This window comes from Amphritea atlantica (assembly GCF_018860855.1).
Taxonomy (GTDB): Bacteria; Pseudomonadota; Gammaproteobacteria; order Pseudomonadales; family Balneatricaceae; genus Amphritea; species Amphritea atlantica_A.
Window position 1 is genome coordinate 39,530 of sequence record NZ_JAHKQE010000049.1, and the last position, 23,280, is coordinate 62,809.

Sequence of the window (23,280 nt, forward strand, 5' to 3'; positions counted from 1 at the left end):
ACGCTTCATCATAGTGTTTGTCCTTGTGAGATGACAATAAAGTTTGATAAATTACAATAAAGTTTGATATTTTACAATAAAGTTTGATATTTTCTGGTCTCTTGCTATTCTGAGTCAATAGTAAGGGGCTAAGATATGCTAGATACAGAAAGGCCGTTAGATCCGAAAGATGAAAAGCGACTTAAAACCAGAGGTGTTGGATCTGGTAAGGATTATGAGCCTTTCATCAAAGTACATGAGATAAGTAGTACGGGTGAGAGTTATCGTATATTCGGTAGGAACTCAGCTCGTTCACATCATTTGCTATCCCGACTGGAGTTATCTGCCTTCCTTGTTTTTGATCGCTATCAACTCACAACTGATATAAAGGAACAGTTTCCTTTACCCATTGCAGATAGTTTAAGCATCTGTAAGCGATTAGGGATCAAGCACCCTCAAATGTACGGAAAGCTGAAAGTTGTTACTACAGACCTTGTTGTAGAGTTTGCAAATAGGTCTGGCTTAGCTATTGCTGTGAAGTATACCGATAATTTAGATGACCCAAGGGCCGTCGAAAAGCTGCAAATTGAAAAAGTCTTTTGGGAACAGCAGGGTTATGAATGGAAGCTGTTTACTGAATATCAAATTACGCCTGCTATCAAAGAGAATTTAGAGTGGCTTCATGCCGCACATCGAAATTCTAATAGTCTTTATACCGAATTATCTGATCATGATATTCAATTAGTTGTTGAGCGACTGAGTGGTCTCAATAAACGGCTATCTACAGCTTGTTCTACACTTGATGATGAGTATTCATGCGAGCCTGGGTTTCATATGGGGGTTGTTCGTAAATCGATAGCAGCTAACTTAATTGATGTGCCTTTAGATAAAGCCTTTAGGCAATGGTTATGTTCTGATATTGCTCTCGTTCAAAGCTTTGATTCGATCGATAGAGGAGTCTTCGGTGTATCTTAATCGAGTATATATCGACCCTTACTCTGAGCCTCCTTCTCAGCTGAGAGTTGTCTTTGATGATATTGATTTCTTAATGTTGATAGATATTAATGATGATAAAACATGGCCGTATCGGGTTGAGGCTTCTGAATTTGAGAGGTTAGGATTAGAGGAAATACCTGATCCAGTTATTTTGATAACTCCTGAGCCAAACTCAAAGTCTGAAAAAGCGAGAGATCGTGCTTTTCAGACTTTATTGCCTTTACTTGATGATTACACAGAGTTGTTTGATAAACGATCACGTAATAAGCGTATCAAAGCTCTTCTTGATAGTGTGGGAGGGTCACGGCTCTATATCACTCGTCAATTAAGGCGGTATTGGCAAAGAGGCATGACTCCAGATGCTTTAACACCAAATTATAAAAATTGTGGAGCACCGGGCAAAGAGCGAAGAAACACCACAAGTAAGCTAGGACGTAAGCGGACGATTACGTCTGGAGAAGGTACGGTTATTACGGATGAGATAGCTGAAATCTTTCGTTTAGCAATAGAGAGCTTTTACCTCATTAGAGATGATATTTTTTTGTCAAAAGCTCGTATTAAAGCTATTGGTTTGATTAAGTCTCGACATCCAGAAGTTAGTTCCGAAAACTTGCCCACGATGAGGCAGTTTCGTTATTTTTTCGAAAAAAATTACAGCAAACCTGATGTTGTAAAGGCGCGTACATCCAGTATTGAGTACGAAAAAGATATAGCACCTCTTAAAAGCACCTCTGTGGCTAATAATTTTGGTCCTGGAGCTCGCTATGAAATAGATGCCACGATTGCTGATATATATTTAATTTCCGAGCTTGATCCTAATCGAATCATTGGCCGCCCAATTATTTACAAGGTAAAAGACGTATTTAGCCGAATGACGGTTGGGTTATATGTAGGTTTAGAGAACCCCTCATGGGCTACTGCTTCAGTTGCGTTAGCCAATGCTTTTTGTGACAAAGTTGAGTATTGCCGTCGATATGGAATAGAAATTTCTTATGATGATTGGCCTAGCGTAGGGACACCTGCGACCATTACAGCTGACCGTGGTGAGTTGTTAGGTAAGCATGGGGATATATTGGTTAATCGGTTTGGTATTACGCTCTCTAATACACGAGCCTATCGCGGTAACGATAAAGGAGTAGTGGAAAAATCCTTCGATATGATGCATGTGGATATATTGCCTTATGTACAAGGCAAGGTTGAACCTCTTAATGGTAAAAAGAAAGCCGGTAAACGTAATGAGTTATCGGCAAACTTAACATTATTCGACTTTACAAAGATGGTCATTATTTCAGAGATCAATCGCAATACGACTGTCCCATTAGAAAAATATGATTTTGAGTTTGATATGCCAACAGACCTCCCTCCGATTCCTGTTCGGCTATGGCATTGGGGAATCAGTAACCGCACAGGCGTATTGCGAGAAGTAGATCAAAAGCTAACGGCTATTAACTTACTACCTCACGGCAGGGCGACAGTTTCAACGCTAGGTATCTGTTTTAAGGGGTTGTATTACACTTGCTCTGAAGCGGTGAGCTTAGGTTGGTTTCATAAGAACAAAGCCTCTAAAAGACCAAAGAGCATTACCGTTGCCTATAACACGTTAGATACCAATATTCTTTATGTTCGGCCTGATCGGCAGTTTGATAGTGTTTGGGTGTGCTCATTACAATCGCGCAGTCGTCGCTACCAAGATATGAGTCTCATAGAAGCAATGACTATTCAGAAGGAGTCTAAGGGAACGATTGCTAAAGCGAAGCAAGAGGCGGATTATAAAGCGCCGGATGTGCAGGGAGAGCTAGAAAAAATCGCTCTGCTTGGCAAAAATAGGCAAAAAAATGCTGATTTAACTAACGACTCACAAAGGCTGAAGGGGATTAGGGATAATCGGCAGGGGGAAAAAGAACTAGAGCGTCAAAAAGACAGGGACTCTGATAAGAAGCAGTCGAGTAAGGGGAAAAGAGCAACAGTAACCCCCATTCATTCAGAAAATAGCTCTGACCAAGGCTTTGATTTTCCTGATTTGGATGACTTTTAAGGGAGCAAATATGGCCATTTTTGAAACAGCTTCTTATATAGATGCAGAGATCTCTGAGTATGAAGATCACCCGTTGATTAATGCGTTGCCTCCTATCAACTCTCCACAGCAAACCGCTCAGCTTATTCGTCGTATACCTGAAGTGCATCCTGAAGAGGTCACTCTGCCTGCGCATATTAGGAGGCATGCAATGCTGCGGATTATGGATAGTTTCTTATATCCTACCAAAGCACATTTGCAGCTTGAGCAAACCGTCTCGTCGATGATTAGACAGGGTTACTTGAGCCGAAATATTGCGGACAAAAGCTATCAGGAAACTTTAAATAAAACAGCAGACCTATCTAAAACGGTTAGCCGTAATGCTGGTAATGAAGCATTGGCAAGCTCTGTTATTGGTTGTTCTGGTGCAGGGAAGTCGACAGCCGTTGAAGCTATTTTAGCTGGCTATCCGCAAGTGATTATGCACCCTCAGTATCAGCATGTGCAATTGGTATGGTTAAAAGTAGAGTGTCCTCACGACGCATCTGTAAAGAGTTTGTGTATCAACTTTTTCCGAGCTCTAGATATTGCATTGGATAACAATGGCGAATACGAACAACAGTATGTAAAGCCACGGTCTAATGTTGAAATGTTGCTGGGTGACTTCGCGCGTATCGCGGCATTGCATTCGATAGGCTTACTTGTCATTGATGAAATACAACATCTTGAACGTTCTGTTTCGGGTGCTTCAGAAAGAATTCTTCGTTTCTTTGTTCAGTTAACCAATACGATTAAGCTTCCTATTTTATTTGTCGGAACACCAAAAGCTTATGATATCTTTTTGCCAAGCATGCGTTCGGCTAGACGAGCATCACAATTTGGAAGCATTAATTGGAACCGGTTCAACACAGCCGATAAAACAGGGAAAGGTAGTGATTGGGACCGATTCTTTAGCCAACTGTGGGCCTTGCAATGGTTTAAGTCCCCACAGCCGCTCACAGATGAGATAAAAGGCCTTTTTTGGGATTACTCTCAGGGGATTGCCCATGTAGCAGTAACGCTCTTCTACCTATGTCAGACGCGCGCTGTGGTCATTGGTCGTGAGCTTATCAATAGGGAGTTGGTCGATACTGTTTTTAATGATGAACTTCATATGATCCGACCGATGATTCGAGCCCTACAGAGTAGACGCGAAGAAGAAATTCAGAAGTATGCGGATCTTGAAATACCAAAGGCAAGCTTAATTCAACATGAGCCTATTTATTCACATGGAGAGGGAAATACTCATGCAGAGGCTCGCCAAAGCGCTGAGAAAGGCAAATTACAAAAGCTTGTGAATATGCTTGAGCAAGCAGGTGTTGGTGAAGATATTGCTCCCATTGTAGCCGAACAGGCTGTTTCTGAACTTCCTAATGGCAACTTATTTGAGCTGATAGCTCATATCAATAGCTTAGAAGAAAAGTCTCCTAAACCAGAGAAGAAAAAATCTAAAGTTACCAAGCTGACACCTGCTTATGTTGAGAATGATCTTCGGATGATGGTTAGCAGTAAAGGCAATAGTTACAAATCTATGCAAAGTGCCGGTGTTATATTGAAATTATCAGATTATTTGTAACCGCATCTTGTCGGACAGGGCATCCGCTGCCCAAACCAGCCGCAAATGCGGCCGTTATGCGTTTTTGAAGGAACATCAATGTCGATAGAATTAATCAAAGATCTAATATTTCAGTTTTTATCCTCAGATCAGCTGTAGTGTTCAACAAAAGGAGATTGCTAGTAGAGCTACCGAGGCACTTCGAAGAATTGCCTCTGAGAGTGAAATTAACAAATGTAGTGGCACAATAAATTTGGCCTCCTAACTGGACGTTCAATACGGTAGACAAGGAATGAACCGACGCTCACGTTTTGCCATCCAGCTATAGTCGATCAAGAGGCTAATCTCAACTCGATAGCAGATTGTTCGATTTTAGCAATAAAGCACCTGTCTGGTAATAATAAGGCGCTCTACGTGCGGCAAGCCGACAGCAATCGCCGCTACGCGATCACTAGAAAAAACAGAACAAACTAGCCTTTGTAGTCATTAATAAGCTTCTAGGATATAGTTATACACGATGGGTACTGGGAGTACCTGTATCATAGTCTGTTATTGCAACTAACCTGCGCGACGTAGGCTGCTCAGACGGGTATTCAGGATGAACACCACTAATCCTTTTCCCTATCTTTCTGACAGCCTTTGCCTTTGCGAACTGAGCCTCAGACTCCTGATACTTAGAGCTTCTTCGATACATAGCTTCTCCCATCCATGGGTTTACAATGACTTTATGAGCCATACAAGCTTACTAGGGATTAAAATAAATTATACGACAGATAAAAAGGCTGTCCTACATGAATAACGATTGAGGCGAATATGGAGTTCTGGTTATTAATAGGAGGTACAGTGATTTTGTACTACGCGATCAAAGCAATGGCAACGCCCTCAAAACAGCAAGCTCATAAGAATAATAGATCAAGTTCCGAAAATGAAATTCGTGTAACTGTAACTACAAATAATCGGGATGTTGCGAACAGTAATCGTGACGATGATCTGGCTACCTTCAGTATTTCGTACGGCTATGAGGAGGAAAGAAGCAAAAACAAAACGCCGGGAAAATGGATAAAATCCGGTGAATCTATCACCATAAAGGGACAAGCATTTACTAGCGGTAATTTTTATTTTGGAGGGAAGCTCAGTTCGTTAGATGGGTACGGAACGGAAGCATCATTAGTTGATGATTCGCTAAAAATTGAAAACAAGCCATCAAATTATGAAGATGAAAGTTTAGGATATTGGCCGAAATTTATCTCACTAACACCTAAAGGGCGTGGTGCTTTCCTTAGTTGGCTATCCAGTAATAGAAGTGATCCAGAGACACCTTTAGGTTATGTGTTTATTTATTTCTATGGCATTGAAAGGCGTATTACTGTTGATTCAATTAAACAGGCGGTGGATGACACGGAATTTAAATCGTTGTTTGACGAAATACTACGCTTAAAAGGCATTTACGGTAGTAGTCGTTCCTTTTCAAATTATGCTACACGTCTTTTAGAAATAATGTGTCTATTACGGCCTCACGTAGTGTCACATCCGGAACTTGAAAAAACACCTCAAAGAGATTCACTGCTATTTAAGCATCGTCTAGCCAGAACGGTAAATGAAGAAAAGCCCGTGTCTGCTGAACTAGCGTTGGCATGGGTTAGGTTTTATCCGGATTATAATCTAAAGAAACCGGCGCGGCGTTGTAGCTATGAGTTCAGCCAGATGTTTACACGCCTCTATAGCAAAAAATATGGGGACGGCATTATCGTCAAACCCAATAAAACACGGTTAAAGATTGAATATCATCCTGCTAGCTCTTCTTTGCGTGGAGTATCATTTCCTCAACAGGATCTTCCCGACCCAAGCAGCTTGAAAGGCCCTGTAAATAAACTTATTGTTATTGCAGATGAATGTACTACTGAATTAAATGCGTATAGCCGCTACCTTGCTAAACCCGACACATCCCGCACCGATATTGAAGCCGTATTATTACTGCCGGACGATCTTAGTGACGTGGGTGCTACGCTAGGATTAGGAAAGTTTAAGAAATGGGCGGATGATGCCATTTCAACGAAAAATGGGCTGGTAAGTGTTGAAGAGTTCTGGACATATACCAAATTGCCATTACCTGCCAAGATCAACAAAAAGGAAGCTGAATTAATTCAGAACCTTGCACAAAAAGCCGGTTACGGCATAGCACCCGATACACGTTACCACCATGCTAAAACAAGCGCAGATGGAAAGCTGGTTCTATTTCCTGAAGGACATGGTAAATACTTTGAACCCTCCAAAGCATTTAGTGAAATGGGTATGGCACTGCGTCTAGGCGCCATGATCGCCACCATTGATTCACATGTCGATCAGGCGGAATTGCATTTATTAACTCAACTCATTGACCACGATACTAATTTATCGCCTACCGAGAAACGATCACTACATGCCTATCTTGTATGGAGACTTAATACACCTTCAAATGTCACGGGCTTAAAAGCTAGAGTGGAATTGCTCGGTAAAACAGAAAAATCAGCAGTTAGCCGCATATTGGTCAGTGTTGCGATGGCTGATGGAAAAATTGATCCGGAAGAAATCAAACAGCTTGAAAAGCTCTATATCTTACTAGGATTAGATAAAACCCTTGTTACTGGAGATATTCATGGAATGTCATCAAGTAAAACGGGAGCACGATCCATCAGCCCTCAATCAGAAACTATTTCGCCAGCTTCCACTACATTCCAGCTCGATGAAAGTATCCTCGCAATACATGAATCAGAAACCAAAGATGTACAAAGCATGTTAGGCGCTATATTTGTAGAGGACGAACCCGAAGATGAATCCAGTGATTCATCTATGGATAACTCTGTACCAGATGAAGAAACCGGAATTGATAAACCGCATTATGCGTTGTTTGAAAGCCTGATACGAAAAGATAAATGGGCTCGTGAAGAAGTGGAAGCACTATGCCGTGATTATGGCCTGATGGTTAGTGGAGCATTGGAAACTATTAATGACTGGTCATTTGAAAAAGTGGATGCAGCTGTACTTGAAGAGGACGGTGACGCTATTTATGTCGATCAGGAAATCCTAGAAGAGATAGAAGGTTAAACCTATGGAAAAACGTATCCGATTAAAAGAACGTGACGCAATCATTCAATCACTGAAGTCAGGTGTGACCCCCAAAATTGGGATTCAGCATATTCAGGTAGGGCGAAGTAATGAAGTCAAAGCGTTGTATAAGGACATTGAAAGAATCTCTCAAGGCGGCGCAGCATTCAGGCTCATCATTGGTGATTATGGATCAGGCAAAACATTTTTTTTGAGTGTGGTACGCTCTATTGCTCTTGAAAAAAAACTGGTCACGGTCAATGCGGATCTTTCGCCGGATCGGCGTGTGCACGCCTCTTCAGGGCAAGCACGTAATCTTTATTCCGAGCTTATGAGGAATCTGGCTACCCGTAATAAACCGGATGGAAATGCTTTAGCTAGCGTTGTAGAGCGTTTTGTAACTCAGGCTCGTAAAGAAGCAGATGAAAAGAACACTGATGTTTCAACAGTAATACATCAAAAACTGGCGTCCTTGTCAGAATTGGTTGGCGGATATGATTTTGCAAAAGTCATTGATGCTTACTGGAACGGTCATGAGCAGGATAATGAAGAGTTAAAATCAAATGCCATTCGTTGGTTACGTGCTGAATACACTACTAAGACAGATGCGAGAAGGGATCTTGATGTCAGAACAATTATTTCAGATAACTCGTTTTACGATGCGTTAAAGCTTATGAGCCTATTTGTTCGTCAAGCGGGTTATGAAGGTTTGCTTGTTAATCTGGATGAGATGGTCAATCTTTATAAATTAAGTAGTACACAAGCACGTACATCTAACTATGAGCAGATTCTTCGGATGCTGAACGATTGCCTTCAGGGTTCGGCTGAATATCTTGGGTTTTTATTGGGTGGAACGCCGGAGTTTTTATTAGATCCACGCAGAGGATTATATAGCTATGAAGCACTGCAATCCCGTTTAGCTGAAAATAGCTTTGCGCAACGTGCAGGTGTTATTGATTATTCATCTCCAGCACTACATCTAGCGAGCTTAACACCAGAAGAGCTTTATATTCTCCTGAAGAACCTGCGTCATGTATTTGCCGAGGGTGACACATCAAAATATCTCGTTCCAGATGATGCACTAAAATCATTTCTTCATCATTGCAGTCAGACTATTGGGGATGCCTATTTTCGAACACCGAGAAATACCATCAAAGCGTTTTTGGATATGCTGGCAGTACTAGACCAAAACCCTTCTATGCAATGGTCACAGTTAGTTCAATCCATTGCTATTGAGGATGATCGTCCAAGTGATACAGATGAGATTATAATGAATGAAGAGACAGGCGAAATATTGAATTCTGATGGACTAGCTGATTTCAAATTATGATAGAGGAATATCAGCGCCTTGATAAGCGTGTACAAAAATGGTTATTTAATCAGGGATGGCCTGATTTAAGAGAAATACAAAAACGGGCAATTGGACCTATTCTAGCCGGTGATAGAGATGTTCTGATTAGTGCATCAACGGCGGCAGGAAAAACAGAAGCTTTTTTTCTGCCAGCATGTAGTGCAATTGCCGAAGAGGAAAACGGCTTTGGTATTTTGTATATCAGTCCTTTAAAAGCATTGATTAACGATCAGTACCGTAGGCTAGAAAGTTTAAGTGAAATGCTCGATATGCAGGTTACGCCGTGGCATGGTGATAGCCTCCAATCCAAAAAGAAGAAAGCCAGAAATAATCCTTCCGGCATTATTCTTATTACCCCTGAATCCTTGGAGTCACTCTTAGTCAGAGAGCCGGGATGGGTTAAGCAATCCTTCACCTCACTCAAATATATTGTCATTGATGAATTTCATGCGTTTATCGGAACAGAGCGAGGTCAGCAGTTACTTTCTCTACTTACCCGCCTAGAGCATATTACTGGTCGAATCTCTAATCCCATTCCACGGGTTGCGCTAAGTGCGACACTCGGAGAGCTTGAAAAAGTACCGTTATCTCTCAGGCCGAATAAAAGTCTGCCTTGTGAAACCATTACCAGTAGTCAGCACCAAAGCACTATTAAGGTTCAGGTTAAAGGATATTTAGAACCGGTAGACATCATGGCAGATGAAACACGTACCTCCGCCGAACAGCAGATTTGTCAGGAAATTTATACACTTTGTAGAGGCGACTCACATCTGGTTTTTGCGAATAGCCGCAGCCGGACGGAAAGCATAGCTGCGCAACTAAGTGACTTATGCGAACAGCAGGTCGTACCGAATGAATTTTTCCCTCATCATGGCTCATTAGCTAAAGAACTTCGAGAAGATTTAGAAGCAAGATTGCAAAAAGAAATACTGCCAACTACTGCTATTTGTACCATGACATTAGAGCTAGGTATCGACATTGGGAAAGTGAGTTCTGTTATTCAGGTTACTGCTCCACATTCTGTATCAAGTTTACGTCAGCGGTTAGGTCGCTCCGGCAGAAGAAATTCACCATCTATTTTACGAATGCTTATCGCTGAAAATGAACTGAGTGATAAATCCAATATAGTAGATGGTCTTAGATTAGAGTTGGTTCAATCACTAGCAATGATACGGTTACTCATCGTAGAGAACTGGTTTGAACCGGCAGATACAAAGCAAATGCATCTTTCTACGTTTTTACACCAGATTCTTGCTGTAATTGCACAGTGGGGAAGTGTCAGAGCAGACCAGTTGTACTCTTTATTATGTGAGCAAGGACCCTTCAAAGAAATATCTATTCAGCACTTCAAACAGCTACTATCCCATATGGGAACAATTCAGTTGATACAACAGCTCAATAGCGGTGAACTAGTCTTAGGAAGTGAAGGCGAGCGTCTTACCAATTCCTATACCTTTTATGCGGTATTTAAAACACCAGAAGAATTTCGCATTGTTGCCGGAAGCAAAACACTCGGAACATTACCCGTTGATTCGCTAATCCTCAAAGATCAACACATTATATTTGGTGGCCGTAGATGGAAAGTCACGGATGTTGATGATGAAAAGAAAGTCATCTATGTCACTTCTACAAAGGGCGGCAAGCCCCCAAAGTTTAACGGTAGTGGCATGTCTATTCATGACAGAGTTAGACAAGAGATGTTAAAAATCTATCGAAACGGTGACTACCGCATTGAGGTTGGCAATCAGAAAATAGATTTTTTAGATAGTCTCGGAAGACAGCTATTTCAAGAAGGAGCATGTCTTTTTAAAGAAGCCGACCTTGAGAAACAACCTGTTTATCAAAGCGGTAAGAATAGTTATATTTTCTCATGGATGGGCGACAAAGTAGTTAACACGCTTAGTGTTTTACTTATTATGAATGGATATATATGCACTAATTTTGCTGGTGTTATTGAAGTTCAGAAATCAAATATAGATGACATAAAAAATTACTTAATAGAAATAGCAAAAGATAACCTACCGGATGAAGCCGAGTTGGCTAGAACACTTTCATTGCAGCAAAAACTTATCGAAAAATATGATGAATACCTTCCTGAAGAGCTACTAACCGAATGCTATGGACGAAAAGCATTTGATTCCAGATCGGCTAAACAGTGGATATTAACTTGCCTTAAATGACAAGCTCCACCCTAATTAACAGATGAGAATTTAACGGTAAATCATTCAAAGATTAGAACTATTTTTCACACCCCAAACGGGAGCCATGTGCAATGGTTTCTACTCCTTCCGCTATGACTTGTCGGAGGAAAGCTGAAGCTAGGCCAATTACCGCCTTAACGATGGCCTGCTCATCTGGGTTTTCTAGCAGTTATAGCATGAGCGACTATTATGAAGGAGTACTTAGATAAATACCGAAGATGAAAAACTTATCTAGCAAACCATACTCTAGGAATTATGGGACATTAGGCTCGAGAAAGACAGAGTAAATGACGAGACCTTGTTTGGGTCTCGTCATATTGAGTATTAAATTTGAGCGAATGCTTTAATGAAGGGTTTTTGATCCTGATGAAATCGGAGATGCCCCTCTGAATTTAATCTTTTTTTACTTTCACTAAATGCGGGCACTATATAGCCCCAGTTTGAGTTCCGGCAAAAGTAAATGACATAATCGATACAGACCTCTCCCCACTTATTTTCAACAATTACATTGTCGTTAATAGCTTCGATCGTTTTAATCTGAATACGATAGTAATTGGATTCATCTGCAATGACTAAATCAGTTTTCATACCATGATCAACCAGAGGTATGAGAACCTCCCAACCGTCGCCGGAAAGCCAACTGGCTGTTAGTGTCTCAAAAGAGACATTTTTATAGTATTTAGATGCATCAGGAGTACGGGTAACATTCTTAACAGGCATAGTGACACCTTTACTAAAATTGATGTCGTATGCCAAGTATAGGTCACCTGTTTACGAGCCGGAGTTCTCGATGGGAAACTCCCCAATTTAGTATCACCATACAAACGATAGCTTGTATCGAACAACAAAGGCTACCAACCTCGATGATTCCCAGACGGGGTTTTCATCATTAATGATGCTCTCAGACTCTAATGAGCCGTGAACTGTTGTATTTAACTCAAAATATAATATGGCCAACAAGAATAATTTTCAATAGTTAACCGAACCGGTTGTTGGGACACGAAAAATCGGCCAGTTATGGCATGAGCGACTATTATGAATGGGTACTTATGCTTCTAATGAGGAAGCACATGGAACAAATACTGAAGATAAAAAGCGTATCTAGCTAACCTCATTCCCCTGTGGCTCACGAAATCAGGCTGATCTCGGGCTTTTGTGACTTTTAGATCTTCTAGTGAGGTAGCCGATGATACTTCAGTTTCCATTAGCTCACGAAGATGAACTGCTCGTCAGTGTTTTAGCTCGCTTTATTGCACGGCAAGGCTTGAGAGATGATAAAGTAGCGCTGGAGGTGCTGTTTGGGTCTCGTAATATTGTACCGTCAGCCTTATTACAGGGGCATATCGGTGAGTTGTTGATACGAGTTGGCCATCTGTGGAGTATCACTAGCGATGAATTGATTTTTCGTCATTCCATCCTTCCTATTTACAAGCCATTTGTTGAGAGAGATAGGTACCTAGCTATCAGTGAAGAGATGGTAGTTGATGATAAAAGTCGCTCAATGGTTAAAATTGGTATTAATGCATCATCTCTTAAATATCCGCGTTATTACCGATACTGCCCATTATGCGCGAACGAAGATCTTCAAAACTACGCTTATCAATACTGGCGTCGTCAGTTTCAGCTACCTGGGGTAAAGGTTTGCTCAAAGCATCGGTGCTTACTCAGAAATACAATATTTGAGTTGAAGCCCAGCCGGCGTCACATGTTTATCGATCCAACGTCGATCGATATTCCTAATACACCTATTGTTGTAGAGGTTTGCCAAGAAAAAAACCTTATTACCTTAGCTCAGGACATTGTAGAACTATTACATACCGATTTTGCTTATATTTCCCCTGAGCAGTGGACCGTCTTCTATGATGAAAGGCTTCGGGAGTCTGGGTTAAAAAGTTCAACAGGTGTGCATCACAAGCAGGTAGGTTTTTTGGTTGAGCAGTTTTGGGGGCGGGAGCTATTGTACGAAGTTGGTTTGGAATTCAGCGGTGAGGTAACATGGCTGCATACCTTTTTTAGAAAGCAGCGAAAACATTTCAGTTATCTCCACCATTTGTTCTGCCTTAGGTCTCTTTTTCCTGAATACAGCCTAATGCATGCTATTGATGCGGCCTCCAAGGTTAATGTTCAGTTTAAAAAGCATCGTTACTTTTCTTCTAAGGCATTCATCCGGTCACCTGAATACCGTCACTTATGGGTGGGGTTACGGTCGCAACATCACACGCTGAAGGAGATTCGAAAGACAAGAGAAGGCGCGCGAATATATTCATGGCTGTACCGGTATGATAACAATTGGTTAACTGATAATTTGCCAAAGCGAGCCACTAATAATGTTGGGAGGGTTGTGGATTGGCAGCAAAGAGACCTTCAGCTTGTGAAAGAGTTGCTTAAGATCCTGCAAAGTGTAGAAGAGCAATATAGCCTACCAAGAAATACGATCAGTTGGTTTATTTCACAGTTAGGGGTTCGCTGGGGTGTTCGAGAGCACCTGGACAAGTTGCCTCTATGCCGTAGCTTCTTTATTAAATATGCTGAAACAGTTGAGGAGTACCAAGTTCGACGAGTTCTAGCTATTATGGTTAGCGCCATCGATAACCGAGAGCCATTCCCCAAAACGTATGAAATTGAACGCCTTGCTGGACTCAGCAAAAAACGTATTCGACGACCTGCCGCAGAAATTCTCAAAATGGATTTCGATAAATTTTCCAGCTATACGGCAGTTTCCGATAGGTTTAGAGCTTTATAAGGTTCATGGTGTATTCCGGTCAAATGCTCTGCTTCAGAGTAAAAATTTATTCATAGCTGTTGAGTGGATGAATCGAAGGTACACATCTATACCGATTGAACTGGCTACTCTAATTGCTCCAGGAAGAGTGTTTGCTGATAAAAAAGTGATTAAGCAATCAGAACTAGAGCGCCTGGAGGTTAAAATTATCCGAAAAGTAGGTGTTGACCGCTTTTCAGAGAATTATCATTTTAAATACGATACAGATAAAGGAGTCATATCTGTACTAGGATTCGAGCTTGCCCGAGTCCTTTTCTTTCATAATCGACATTTAGTGAATGCTGCATACTCGGCTAATGGCTTAGCAGAGTTAGCCTTTATAGATCGAAGTTCGCAGCCAATAAAAATCAGATTTCCAGATAGTACGAGTTATCCAGTCAGCCATCTTCAGACGAAGAAATCCAGAGCACATCTTGCGTGGCTTATGTTGGATGAGAGGGCTCGAAGCAGTTTTTTCACTATTTACCAACGATTTAATGGAAATGGTAATCGCATTGCTTTTGACTTTTCACCTCCCGATCTCACTGATTGGATACTGGAAGTATCCATCGAAAGAGATATCTCAACAGGTGATATGAATGTGAGGCGAATTGAGAATATTACTGTAGGGGGGATATCAGAGAGTATTTTTCGTAGTGAAATCTATCATCCAAAGCAAAAAACAAGAGTTCGATTGAGTAGCGCAGGTACTGGGAAGCGTGGAAAGGCCCCTGATGTAGACATTGATCCTGAATTAGATATGGGGGATATTCCCGCCTTTAGTGCACGGCGGCACAATCAAAAGGAAGAAGGCTTTTCATTCAATATTCCTGATAGCCCTGATGTAGTATTGGTTGATGTAAATGAGTCCTCTGTACCGTCCCCGATTGCTATTGAGGGTATCGATACTGAACCTGAAAAGGCAGGTGTGGGTATGCCGAGCAGGGATGGTACAGCCCAAGAATTTGATCCAGTGTTAAACCAAGTAGATGACGTGATTGATGAAGCGAAAGAGCTTCCGCATAAATTTTTAATATTCGAAGAAGTTGTTAACAAGCTAGGCCTAGCAAAGGGAATAAAGCTGGTGTCACTCAAATGTGGCAACTTTCCGGTTCCGACCAACAAGAGTGAAGTCATATATCAAACTAAAGATAACAAACCATTACGTTACTTTATGGCAATACTTGAAGTGAACCAAAGAAAAGTTATCATGCTGGAAGCTGATATGACTAGCCTTACTAAGACTAAAGGTGCCAGCACCTTAATTCTTGGTCTTAAGGACGATACAGGTAGAAATTTTCATGAGATCGTGCAGCATTTTTCAGATAATAGTGCATCATGGGGTCATACGTACATACGTCAGCGAACTAACTTCCTTAAGCGGTGTAATCACCCTAGATGGAAAGAAAAAGGTAAAACGCTGACCGAAGCAGAATATCTGCACAAGTGGGTCGACGTGCTTAAGCGTAAACTATCTGAAGTCCCTAGAGTAGAAGAATCAACCTAATACCGTTTTCCATGAGCATGGATGATGTTGGCGAATCCGGAAAATATCAAACTTTATTGTCACTCTGTGGTGGCTGCAATACCATCAAACAGTCAAACATTAGCCAGTGAGTGCCGTTTAGAGGGGCTTATTTTGATCAAACTTTATTGTCATCGCACAGTCCTTGTGATCAATCGTTTTAAATAAAAAGCCCACAGGTTAACCACTGACGGGCTTTTTGTTTTTTGATCTAAGCGAAAAATCTTTTTCACTGAATTAATGATAGTAGGTACCCGTAAGTAGCCAGGCGTTGGTTAACTCGGTTCTGAAAGTGATGATAAAAACACCCAAGGGTTGCTCATACGCTCGATGATCATCTGCCGAAATGCACTAACGCGGGCAGAGACTAATTTACGGTCGGCCCAAACGATATAGACGATACCGGTAGGGCATTGGATATCCGGTAGTAACTGAATCAACTGATTGCGTTCGACTAACGGTTCTAAAATCATTTTAGGAATTAAACAGATACCCACGTCGGAGCAGGCGGCTTTGATAATAAGACGTAAACTATCGATCGCGTATTTGGGTTTGACCTGAATCCGAATCGGTTGAGCGTTCTGTTTAAACTCCCAATGGGGCAGGGTGTTGCCAGCAAGTAAGTCATGTTCCGTTAATTGCTCAACGGTCGTTAATGGAGTGTGCTGAGCGATATAGGCCGGTGACGCGGCCAATGACAGTTGCATGTCGAATAATCGGCGCTGCACGAGGTGCGGTATTTTCGGTGGGTTGGTCGATATTGCTAGGTCGATCTGATCATTGAAGAAATTATCGGTGTCGGATGAGAGTTCTATTTGAATATTAACGTTAGGGTGATGAGTCATAAACTCAATTGCTGCTTGCTGTAAAAAACTGTCGGCAAATGATTCTGGGCATGAGATAGAAATATCACCGGTTAGTTGAGTTTGGTGGTTGGAAAGTTGATCCCAATGGCCGTCCAGCTGTTGTAACAGTGGCGCGAACTGCTGGTAATATTTTTCGCCTGCGGCGGTTAGTTTGAACTGTTTAGCATTACGATGTAGCAGCTTCTCACCGAGTGTTTGTTCCAGTTGAGAGACAGCTCTTGAAAGCGTGGGGGCTGAAACCTGTGCGACTAAGCTTGCAGGGGTAAATCCTCCATACTCAACCGATTGACAGAACCAATATAGATTACTGATCTCTTTAGCTTTCATATATGCACGCTTAAAATTCATTACTGGTTGTTTTTGCAAGATATTTGCAATGGTAAATTGTGTGTTACATAAAAACAATCGGAGTTCCCCGATGAAAAAATTTCCCAGAAAGCTTCAATATCCGTTGATGATGTCGATGGTAATGCCCACCATGTTAATGGGAATGCCGGCTATTTTGACGTATCAGACATTAGCCGAAGGTGCTTCTTTCTTGAGTGCTTGGATGGAGATGCTAGGGCGGATTGTCCCTTTTGCATTGCTGCTATTCTTGGTGGTGGCACCGATAGTCCGCTTATTTGTCATCCGCGTGTTGTTGGAGCCAGAGGAATAAAGTCACAACTGGCTTAGACGCGATTGTTTAGCTGATTGGGGCGAGTTGCGGTTGTTTGGCCGGCTCGCGTGATTTGAGCACTAATAACAGCACGCTACCGAGAGCCATAATAAATGCAGCCATATAAACAGCGTTGGTATAGCTGCCGCTGTGCTCTGCTAATAACCCCGCTAATGCGGGTGCGATGATCTGTGCCGAGCCAAACGAGAGTGTCATCTTGCCCATCATTTTAGCTGGGCGGGTGGGGTAGTAACGCCCCGCCATAGTGAGCACTAGACAGACCATACCAACAAAGGTACCGCCATATAAGATAGCTCCGATCATGGTGAGTATGAAGTTGGCTTCGATTACGGGGAGTAGTATGCCGATCACTTGCAACATGCTACAGGTGATCAACGCGTTGAGTGGACCAAAGCGTCTCGCAACCAAGTCCCAACCGATCGCGCTGGGGATGGCGGCCAATCCCATGATAAGAAACGCCCAAATACCTTGTCCCTCAAGCCCTGGTAGTTGGTCGATAATCGCTACGATAAAGGTGGCGCTGATAACATAACCGACACCCGCACAGAAATAAGCCACCTGAAAAATGCGCATAAATGCCGCACTGGGTGGCGAATCAATCAATGCTTCGCCGCTGGTGGTATGTTGGGCTTTATCCGGCGGTGGCAGCCAGCGCCAAGCCGGTATTATGATCAGCACGCCAATCAGTGTTAATAATCCCCATTGTTGATGCCAATCGAAATAAGGTTGCATCCATTCGATAGCGATCGCACAGAGGACAATACCCAGACCGACACCGCAAAAATGAATGCCAAGCTCACTGCGGTGACCGTGACGAATTAACCAGTTAAGAACCAACCCAGCCCCAAGCAGTATGCCTGCTGCGCAGCTAAGGCCTGCGAGAAAGCGAAACAGGGCCCATAGCCAGATGTTTTCAGTTAACCCCATGCCGATGGTGGTGACCAATGCCATCACGAGCCCAATACGGTAGAGGCGGTCTTTGATAACAAGGTCACTGATCATGGCCACCACCAAAGCACCACAGAGGTAGCCCAGATAATTAACGGCTGCCAGCCCGCCGCCTTCTGATATGCCCAGCCCTGCGTGTTCTTGCATGATAGGCAACATAGGCGTTAAGGCGAAGCGGCCAATCCCCATGGTGAGTATCAGGCTAAGGATGCCGGAGCTGAGCACTTTTAAACGTTGGGCTTTAGTGTGCATGGTGTGTCCTTTGATTAATCTTTGATCAATCAGTTTTGCTTAGCAAAGTGCTTTTTCGACCCATTCAAGACGATCTTGGCCGAAGAACAATTCGTCGGCGACAAACATGGAGGGGGCGCCAAAGACACCCCGTGCTGTTGCGGCTTGGGTGGCGTCGATTAAGGCGGTTTTCACGTCAGGTTGTGTGATCGCGTCCATCACGATGGCGGCATCAAAACCGGCATTGTTTAAAACCTCTTCCAAAACGGGCTTGGCGGACAAGTCTTTACCGTCGACCCAAGCGGCAGTAAACATCGCCTGATTGTAGGCTTCTAGTTGATCGTGAGCCTGCGCCCAGAGAGCCCCGCGCATGGCGTTAACGGTGCTGAACGGGAAGTGTGGGTTCAGTTGATAAGGTACGCCGTAATGATCGGCATAACGTTGAATATCTTTTTTAACCCAAGCCCATTTGGCGGGAATCGTTATCGGGCTAATATTGTCACAGGCGTTAAAAACACCGCCTAATAACATCGGTTTGTAATGAATACGAGCACCGGTGCGTTCAGATATTCCTTCTAGTTGAGTCCAGGCGAGGTAGGAGGCGATACTGATATAGTCATAATAAAAATCGATTGTTTTTGTCATGGTGTATTCCTTAAATGATAGCGATTACCAAGGCTCAGCGAAGGGCCGGACATCCTGTTCGAAGGTCCAAGCATTCGCTGGTTGGTGGTGAAGTTGCCAGTAAATTTCGGCTAAATTATCGGGGTGTATGATGCCGTTCTCTCCTTTGCTGGCGTAGAGATCGGGTAGGTATTCCGCGGTGGCTTGGTTTTCTATAAGACCGTCAATGACCACGTGAGCGACATGAATACCCTGTGGGCCTAGCTCTCTGGCCATACTCTGAGCCAGTGCGCGTAAAGCGTGTTTGCCGCCAGCGAAGGCTGCGAAGCCACTGTTTCCTTTTAGGCTGGCCGAGGCGCCGGTAAACAACAGGGTGCCCTGCTGACGAGGAAGCATTTTTTTGGCTAATTCACGTCCAAATAGAAAGCCTGCAAAGGCACACATCTCCCATACTTTGCGATAGATGCGGCTGGAGGTGTCACAAATACCATAGCGCACATTGCCGCCGACATTGAATACCGCTACCTGAATGGGGCCAAGCTCAGTCTCGATTTGATTGATTAGATTAATAACCTGTTGCTCATCACGGGCATCAGAATGGAACGGGGTCGCACTAGAGCCTAAGGCTTCTACTTCAGCGACGAGCGTACTTAAATCGCCACGGCGGCGGGTGGCAACGATATGAAAACCTTCCCGTGCGAAACGTTTGGCAATGGCCGATCCGAGGTGGTCTCCTGCCCCGATGATTAGCGCAATGGGTTTATGAGTTGCGTTCATCTACTGTTCCTGAATGATCGTGATGAATAGCAAAAGCTTAGAGTGTCTCTTATAATAAATAAAATCGATTGTTCCTATGATTGTCATAAGCAGAGGTTATGGTTTGGAGCTACAACAGCTACGCTGCTTTTTAGCCGCAGCGGAATTAGAAAGTTTTACTCAAGGCGCTAAGCGTGCTTTTGTGTCGCAACCGGCACTCTCGGCTTCAATCTCAAAGTTAGAAGCAGAGATGGGGGTGAAGTTGTTTACGCGTAATAAGCGTAATGTGATGTTGACCCCCGCAGGGCGGATGCTACTGAAGCGGGCGAAACGGATCGTAGAAGAGTGTGCCCGGGCCAAAGATGAGCTGAAGCATCACGAAATGCCACGAGTGTTGCGTTTGGGGGTTATTAATACATTGTCGATTACCCATGTTGCTCGGCTTATCGAGCAATACCGTCGGCAAAACCCTCATCTTCGCTTGAATGTCTTTGACGCCAGCGAAGCTGAGATGGAGCGGCTTGCACAGGCTGGGCGTATTGATATGGCGCTGACGGTATTGCCGCAACAATCGGATAATGGCAAACCATTCAGCCATTCACAGGCGCTATTTTCCGAGTCTTATGTGGTGGCGATGGCAACGGATCATCATTTGAGTCAATCGCCTTCAGTTAGCCTAGCCGACTTAGAACATGAGCCTTTTATTGCGCGCTCTCACTGTGAATATCGGCGGATATTTCAAGAGTTGCTGAAAGCCAATGATGTGCGTTTGAATATTGCCTATGTCACGAATCAAGATGACCGAGCGTTACGGCTGGTGGAAGAGGGCGTTGGTGTGGCCTTTATTCCGGAGCATTACACTTCAGCAAGCATCGTTAAACGGCCGTTACTTCAAGCACCGGGGCAAAGAACCATCGGTTTTGAATGGGGTGCGGGTGAAAATCAGTCTGAAATCGATCAATTAGTGGCCTTTGCCTGTACGGCTCGCTGGCCATAAAGGGTGGTTGAGATTGTGTTGAACAATTGCTCAGGCTATACTTGAACAAATGCTCAAACGGATTGGTAATCAAGGTGTCAAACGTAAAATATGATCGGCAAGAGGCTATTAACAGAGCGACGGATCTGTTTTGGGCTAAAGGCTATCACGCTACCTCCATGCGTAATCTTCAGGAGGCTATCGATATGCGACCAGGCAGCATCTATGCTTGCTTTGGTAGCAAAGATGGGTTGTTTAAAGAGACGTTGCAACACTATGCTCAGATGAGTCAGCAGCGGCTCAAAGAGTGCCTTGCTACTTCTGCATCGCCTATCGAAGGGTTGAAACTGTTTGTTCGTGGGGCCGTCAGTCATTGCGATACCTCTGCTCCGAGCGGTATGTGTATGCTCGTGAAAACGATCTCTGAGTTGACCCAAGAAAATACAGAGTTACTCGTTGAGGCACAGCAGTTATTACTGCGTATCGAAGGCGCTATGGCGGCCATCTTACTTCAGGCTCAAGAGCAAGGTGAGATTAGTCGTGCTAAAACACCCGAGCGTATGGCGCGTGCACTGCAAGTGCAGCTGATGGGGTTACGTGTATATGCCAGCGCGAGCGCAGATAACAAACAGGTCGATGAGTTGATCGACGATATGTTTGATAGTCTGCGCTGAGCTGATAAAAGGCGATTCTAAGCAAACTTAGGCCATTGATTAAAATGCTGTTTTTCTAACTGCATCTCGCCTTTTTCATCTTTATAAATATTGATCCAAGCCTGCCAGTTTTCGTTATCAATCTCGGGATAGTCCAGTCGGTAATGGCTGCACCGACTTTCGGTCCGCATCATTGAGGCTTTAAGTTTCATCTCGGCAGTGATGGTCATATTCATGGTTTCATGGGCAAGGCGTAGATGATGCCGATCAGACGCCATCAGCATGGGTCCGTGATGCTCTTTTAACTCTTCAATATAGGCTAGGGCGGCTTGTAGCATCCGTTCTTTTTTAATGTACAAAACAAAGTTAGGAATCATCACACTTTGTAGTACTTGGGTGGCCCAGGCTGGGCTATAGCCCGTTTCGCGTTTTAACGGCGCGAGAATCTCCGCTTTAGTTTGTGCTATTTTTTCTGCGGGTATTGAGATCGAAGTGACCGACTGACTCGCCTTCGCCGCAGCTTCGCCGGCCAGTGCTCCTTGAATAGCCGAGCCGGCCATAGAGCTACCGATTTGTGTATAGATACCACCAGACATATAGGAGCCCAAGGCATCGCCTGATGCCCATAAGCCAGGAATAGAGCTTAAACCCGTTTCATCGACAGGCACGAGACCTTCAGATTTGTGTATCGCCATGCCGGCGGTTGATCCGCCGACAGACTCTGAACCCATACCCGGAGGGCCCTGAGGCTTGTCTTTGCTAAATATCGCTAACAAGCCTGAGGGTCTTTCGGGTTGAGGCGGTGGCCCCGCTTGGCGGAAGGCTTCGGGTACGTAAGGGCCTGCGGGAACATCCGTTGTTTTTTCTTCTGATTGACTAGCGGGCCCCATACTGACGGGCCCACCATTAACATAGGCGGCATAGTTCATATCAACGCCTAGGTGATGATTCACTTGTTCCGATGTTGTGCTGGGACGCTCTTCTATTTGGCCATGCCAATTGTCATAACATGAGCCTGAGTTTTTGGCCGAGGCAGGGTGACCATCATTCCATTCTTTGCCGGTGACTTTAGCGCCAATGTTATAGGCCATAATGGTGCCATCATGGGTTAAGTCACACAGTGGAAAGCCACTCGCTTTAAAACCGCCGGAGCCGGTACATAAGATGACGGTTTTAGCGGAAAAGTTGAATATCGTATTATGATCCAGACTAAAGCCTGAAGCGCCGACAACCCGATCCTGTTCTTTATGCAGGTGAGTCATCATGATGCGTTCCATGATGGGAATATCCCGCTCACGCATCGGCTTGGAAAAACTTTCAAAGCATAATGCTGAGTCGAAGAACCCCCACTCTCTTAATTCAGCTACTCGGTCGGCAGAGTGATCTAAAAGCTGGCGAGTAAAGACGGGGTTATTGGTGCCAATCGCAGAATCGGCTATTTTGGCGAGGTATTCATCAGGGGTCATTTTGGCGTTATCTTTATCATAACTAAAGATACCTTTACCAAAAGGCGTTAACCCTGAGCTACCTAAACGGCCCTTTGATACCATTAATACTTTAGCGCCGGCATCATGGGCTTTCACGGCGGCAAAGAGCCCCGCAATGCCGCTACCAATCACTAATACATCGGTTTCTAGCGTTTCTTCTTTGAAACTATCGGCATCGATATTGGGTTGGTTTCGGGTGGGTGGTTGATCCATCGGCGGCATAGGTGGCATGTTGCCGGCGATGGCTGTTGCACCGATAGCGCTGCCGGCAATCCCGAGAAACGTCCGCCGCGAAATAGTTTTAGCATCAGACATGATATTACCTCCAAGCAACAACCACAGGGATCGATTTTTCCGGTGTGATAGTAATGGCATCTACCGGACAGTAAAGGCGACATAAATGACAGATCTGGCAATCTTCAGGATAAGCGATGTACGCTTTTTGCTGATCATAATCAAACTGGATGACGTCGGTTGGGCAGGTTTGCACGCAGGTTTTACAACCGATACACCCCGCAATTTCACTAATGGGCATGTTGGGATCCTCCTACACCG

The 23,280-nt window shown here is 43.8% G+C and carries 18 protein-coding genes; 11 read left to right on the forward strand and 7 right to left on the reverse strand.

All coding sequences use genetic code 11. The features are described 5' to 3' along the window. Positions 1-135: 135 nt before the first annotated feature. The 6 genes from KO512_RS19795 (at position 136) to KO512_RS19820 (ending at position 11,198) form a co-directional block, all read left to right on the forward strand. The gene (locus KO512_RS19795; protein WP_215954046.1) at positions 136-954 is read left to right on the forward strand and encodes a TnsA endonuclease N-terminal domain-containing protein; all 819 of its coding nucleotides are present in this window, start codon (positions 136-138) and stop codon (positions 952-954) included. Continuing rightward, positions 944-3,010, forward strand: coding sequence for a DDE-type integrase/transposase/recombinase (locus KO512_RS19800; protein WP_215954047.1), 2,067 nt, complete (start codon positions 944-946; stop codon positions 3,008-3,010). Before KO512_RS19795 ends, KO512_RS19800 begins: the two co-directional genes overlap by 11 nt. Before the next feature lie 10 nt (positions 3,011-3,020). Continuing rightward, complete coding sequence (locus KO512_RS19805; protein WP_215954048.1) at positions 3,021-4,604, forward strand: ATP-binding protein; 1,584 nt, start codon at positions 3,021-3,023, stop codon at positions 4,602-4,604. 792 nt (positions 4,605-5,396) lie between these two features. Further along, on the forward strand, positions 5,397-7,667 hold the full coding sequence (locus tag KO512_RS19810) for a TerB N-terminal domain-containing protein (RefSeq protein WP_215954049.1): 2,271 nt from the start codon (positions 5,397-5,399) through the stop codon (positions 7,665-7,667). A 4-nt stretch (positions 7,668-7,671) separates the two neighbouring features. After that, positions 7,672-8,997 carry an ATP-binding protein gene (locus tag KO512_RS19815; RefSeq protein WP_215954050.1) on the forward strand — a complete coding sequence of 442 codons (1,326 nt, stop codon included), beginning with the start codon at positions 7,672-7,674 and terminating at the stop codon, positions 8,995-8,997. Further along, positions 8,994-11,198, forward strand: a complete 2,205-nt coding sequence (locus KO512_RS19820; protein ID WP_215954051.1) for a DEAD/DEAH box helicase — start codon at positions 8,994-8,996, stop codon at positions 11,196-11,198. The genes KO512_RS19815 and KO512_RS19820 overlap by 4 nt, the downstream gene beginning before the upstream one ends. Positions 11,199-11,543: 345 nt before the next feature. Here the strand turns inward: KO512_RS19820 and KO512_RS19825 are convergent, their stop codons facing one another. Further along, positions 11,544-11,939, reverse strand: coding sequence for a group I intron-associated PD-(D/E)XK endonuclease (locus KO512_RS19825; RefSeq protein WP_215954052.1), 396 nt, complete (start codon positions 11,937-11,939; stop codon positions 11,544-11,546). Between the two features lie 466 nt (positions 11,940-12,405). On the opposite strand from KO512_RS19825, the gene KO512_RS19830 reads away from it, so the two are divergent. Beyond that, positions 12,406-13,962, forward strand: coding sequence for a TnsD family Tn7-like transposition protein (locus KO512_RS19830; protein WP_215954053.1), 1,557 nt, complete (start codon positions 12,406-12,408; stop codon positions 13,960-13,962). Beyond that, positions 13,850-15,487, forward strand: a complete 1,638-nt coding sequence (locus tag KO512_RS20255) for a Tn7-like element transposition protein TnsE (protein ID WP_252735139.1) — start codon at positions 13,850-13,852, stop codon at positions 15,485-15,487. Before KO512_RS19830 ends, KO512_RS20255 begins: the two co-directional genes overlap by 113 nt. A 293-nt stretch (positions 15,488-15,780) precedes the next feature. Here the strand turns inward: KO512_RS20255 and KO512_RS19835 are convergent, their stop codons facing one another. Continuing rightward, the gene (locus tag KO512_RS19835; protein WP_215954054.1) at positions 15,781-16,698 is read right to left on the reverse strand and encodes a LysR family transcriptional regulator; all 918 of its coding nucleotides are present in this window, start codon (positions 16,696-16,698) and stop codon (positions 15,781-15,783) included. Positions 16,699-16,789: 91 nt separating this feature from the next. Here KO512_RS19835 and KO512_RS19840 point away from each other — a divergent pair, with 91 nt between their 5' ends. Then, on the forward strand, positions 16,790-17,029 hold the full coding sequence (locus tag KO512_RS19840; RefSeq protein ID WP_215954055.1) for a hypothetical protein: 240 nt from the start codon (positions 16,790-16,792) through the stop codon (positions 17,027-17,029). A gap of 27 nt (positions 17,030-17,056) precedes the next feature. Here KO512_RS19840 and KO512_RS19845 read toward each other — a convergent pair whose 3' ends face one another. From KO512_RS19845 to KO512_RS19855, 3 genes are read right to left on the reverse strand one after another with little or no spacing between them, the layout of a single operon-like run. After that, positions 17,057-18,250, reverse strand: coding sequence for a YbfB/YjiJ family MFS transporter (locus tag KO512_RS19845; protein WP_215954056.1), 1,194 nt, complete (start codon positions 18,248-18,250; stop codon positions 17,057-17,059). Positions 18,251-18,289: 39 nt separating this feature from the next. Next, positions 18,290-18,874, reverse strand: coding sequence for a 2-hydroxychromene-2-carboxylate isomerase (locus tag KO512_RS19850; protein WP_215954057.1), 585 nt, complete (start codon positions 18,872-18,874; stop codon positions 18,290-18,292). Between the two features lie 24 nt (positions 18,875-18,898). After that, positions 18,899-19,630, reverse strand: coding sequence for an SDR family NAD(P)-dependent oxidoreductase (locus KO512_RS19855; protein ID WP_215954058.1), 732 nt, complete (start codon positions 19,628-19,630; stop codon positions 18,899-18,901). Positions 19,631-19,733: 103 nt separating this feature from the next. On the opposite strand from KO512_RS19855, the gene KO512_RS19860 reads away from it, so the two are divergent. Both KO512_RS19860 and KO512_RS19865 read left to right on the forward strand, forming a co-directional pair. Next, positions 19,734-20,606, forward strand: coding sequence for a LysR family transcriptional regulator (locus KO512_RS19860; protein WP_215954059.1), 873 nt, complete (start codon positions 19,734-19,736; stop codon positions 20,604-20,606). Positions 20,607-20,680: 74 nt separating this feature from the next. After that, a complete protein-coding gene (locus tag KO512_RS19865; protein WP_215954060.1) occupies positions 20,681-21,259 on the forward strand; it encodes a TetR/AcrR family transcriptional regulator in 579 nt (192 codons plus the stop codon). A 17-nt stretch (positions 21,260-21,276) separates the two neighbouring features. Here KO512_RS19865 and KO512_RS19870 read toward each other — a convergent pair whose 3' ends face one another. Together KO512_RS19870 and KO512_RS19875 are read right to left on the reverse strand one after the other, a co-directional pair. Further along, complete coding sequence (locus tag KO512_RS19870; protein WP_215954061.1) at positions 21,277-23,040, reverse strand: FAD-dependent oxidoreductase; 1,764 nt, start codon at positions 23,038-23,040, stop codon at positions 21,277-21,279. 4 nt (positions 23,041-23,044) lie between these two features. Continuing rightward, positions 23,045-23,260: a 4Fe-4S dicluster domain-containing protein gene (locus KO512_RS19875; protein ID WP_215954062.1), complete on the reverse strand. Its 216-nt coding sequence runs from the start codon at positions 23,258-23,260 to the stop codon at positions 23,045-23,047. Positions 23,261-23,280 lie beyond the last annotated feature (20 nt).

Bases quoted from the DNA above. Each gene is read 5' to 3' on its own strand.
- KO512_RS19795 (WP_215954046.1), top strand. From the start codon at position 136: ATGCTAGATACAGAAAGGCCGTTAGATCCGAAAGATGAAAAGCGACTT.
- KO512_RS19805 (WP_215954048.1), top strand. From the start codon at position 3,021: ATGGCCATTTTTGAAACAGCTTCTTATATAGATGCAGAGATCTCTGAG.
- KO512_RS19810 (WP_215954049.1), top strand. From the start codon at position 5,397: ATGGAGTTCTGGTTATTAATAGGAGGTACAGTGATTTTGTACTACGCG.
- KO512_RS19815 (WP_215954050.1), top strand. From the start codon at position 7,672: ATGGAAAAACGTATCCGATTAAAAGAACGTGACGCAATCATTCAATCA.
- KO512_RS19820 (WP_215954051.1), top strand. From the start codon at position 8,994: ATGATAGAGGAATATCAGCGCCTTGATAAGCGTGTACAAAAATGGTTA.
- KO512_RS19825 (WP_215954052.1), bottom strand. From the start codon at position 11,939: ATGCCTGTTAAGAATGTTACCCGTACTCCTGATGCATCTAAATACTAT.
- KO512_RS19830 (WP_215954053.1), top strand. From the start codon at position 12,406: ATGATACTTCAGTTTCCATTAGCTCACGAAGATGAACTGCTCGTCAGT.
- KO512_RS19835 (WP_215954054.1), bottom strand. From the start codon at position 16,698: ATGAAAGCTAAAGAGATCAGTAATCTATATTGGTTCTGTCAATCGGTT.
- KO512_RS19840 (WP_215954055.1), top strand. From the start codon at position 16,790: ATGAAAAAATTTCCCAGAAAGCTTCAATATCCGTTGATGATGTCGATG.
- KO512_RS19845 (WP_215954056.1), bottom strand. From the start codon at position 18,250: ATGCACACTAAAGCCCAACGTTTAAAAGTGCTCAGCTCCGGCATCCTT.
- KO512_RS19850 (WP_215954057.1), bottom strand. From the start codon at position 18,874: ATGACAAAAACAATCGATTTTTATTATGACTATATCAGTATCGCCTCC.
- KO512_RS19855 (WP_215954058.1), bottom strand. From the start codon at position 19,630: ATGAACGCAACTCATAAACCCATTGCGCTAATCATCGGGGCAGGAGAC.
- KO512_RS19870 (WP_215954061.1), bottom strand. From the start codon at position 23,040: ATGTCTGATGCTAAAACTATTTCGCGGCGGACGTTTCTCGGGATTGCC.
- KO512_RS19875 (WP_215954062.1), bottom strand. From the start codon at position 23,260: ATGCCCATTAGTGAAATTGCGGGGTGTATCGGTTGTAAAACCTGCGTG.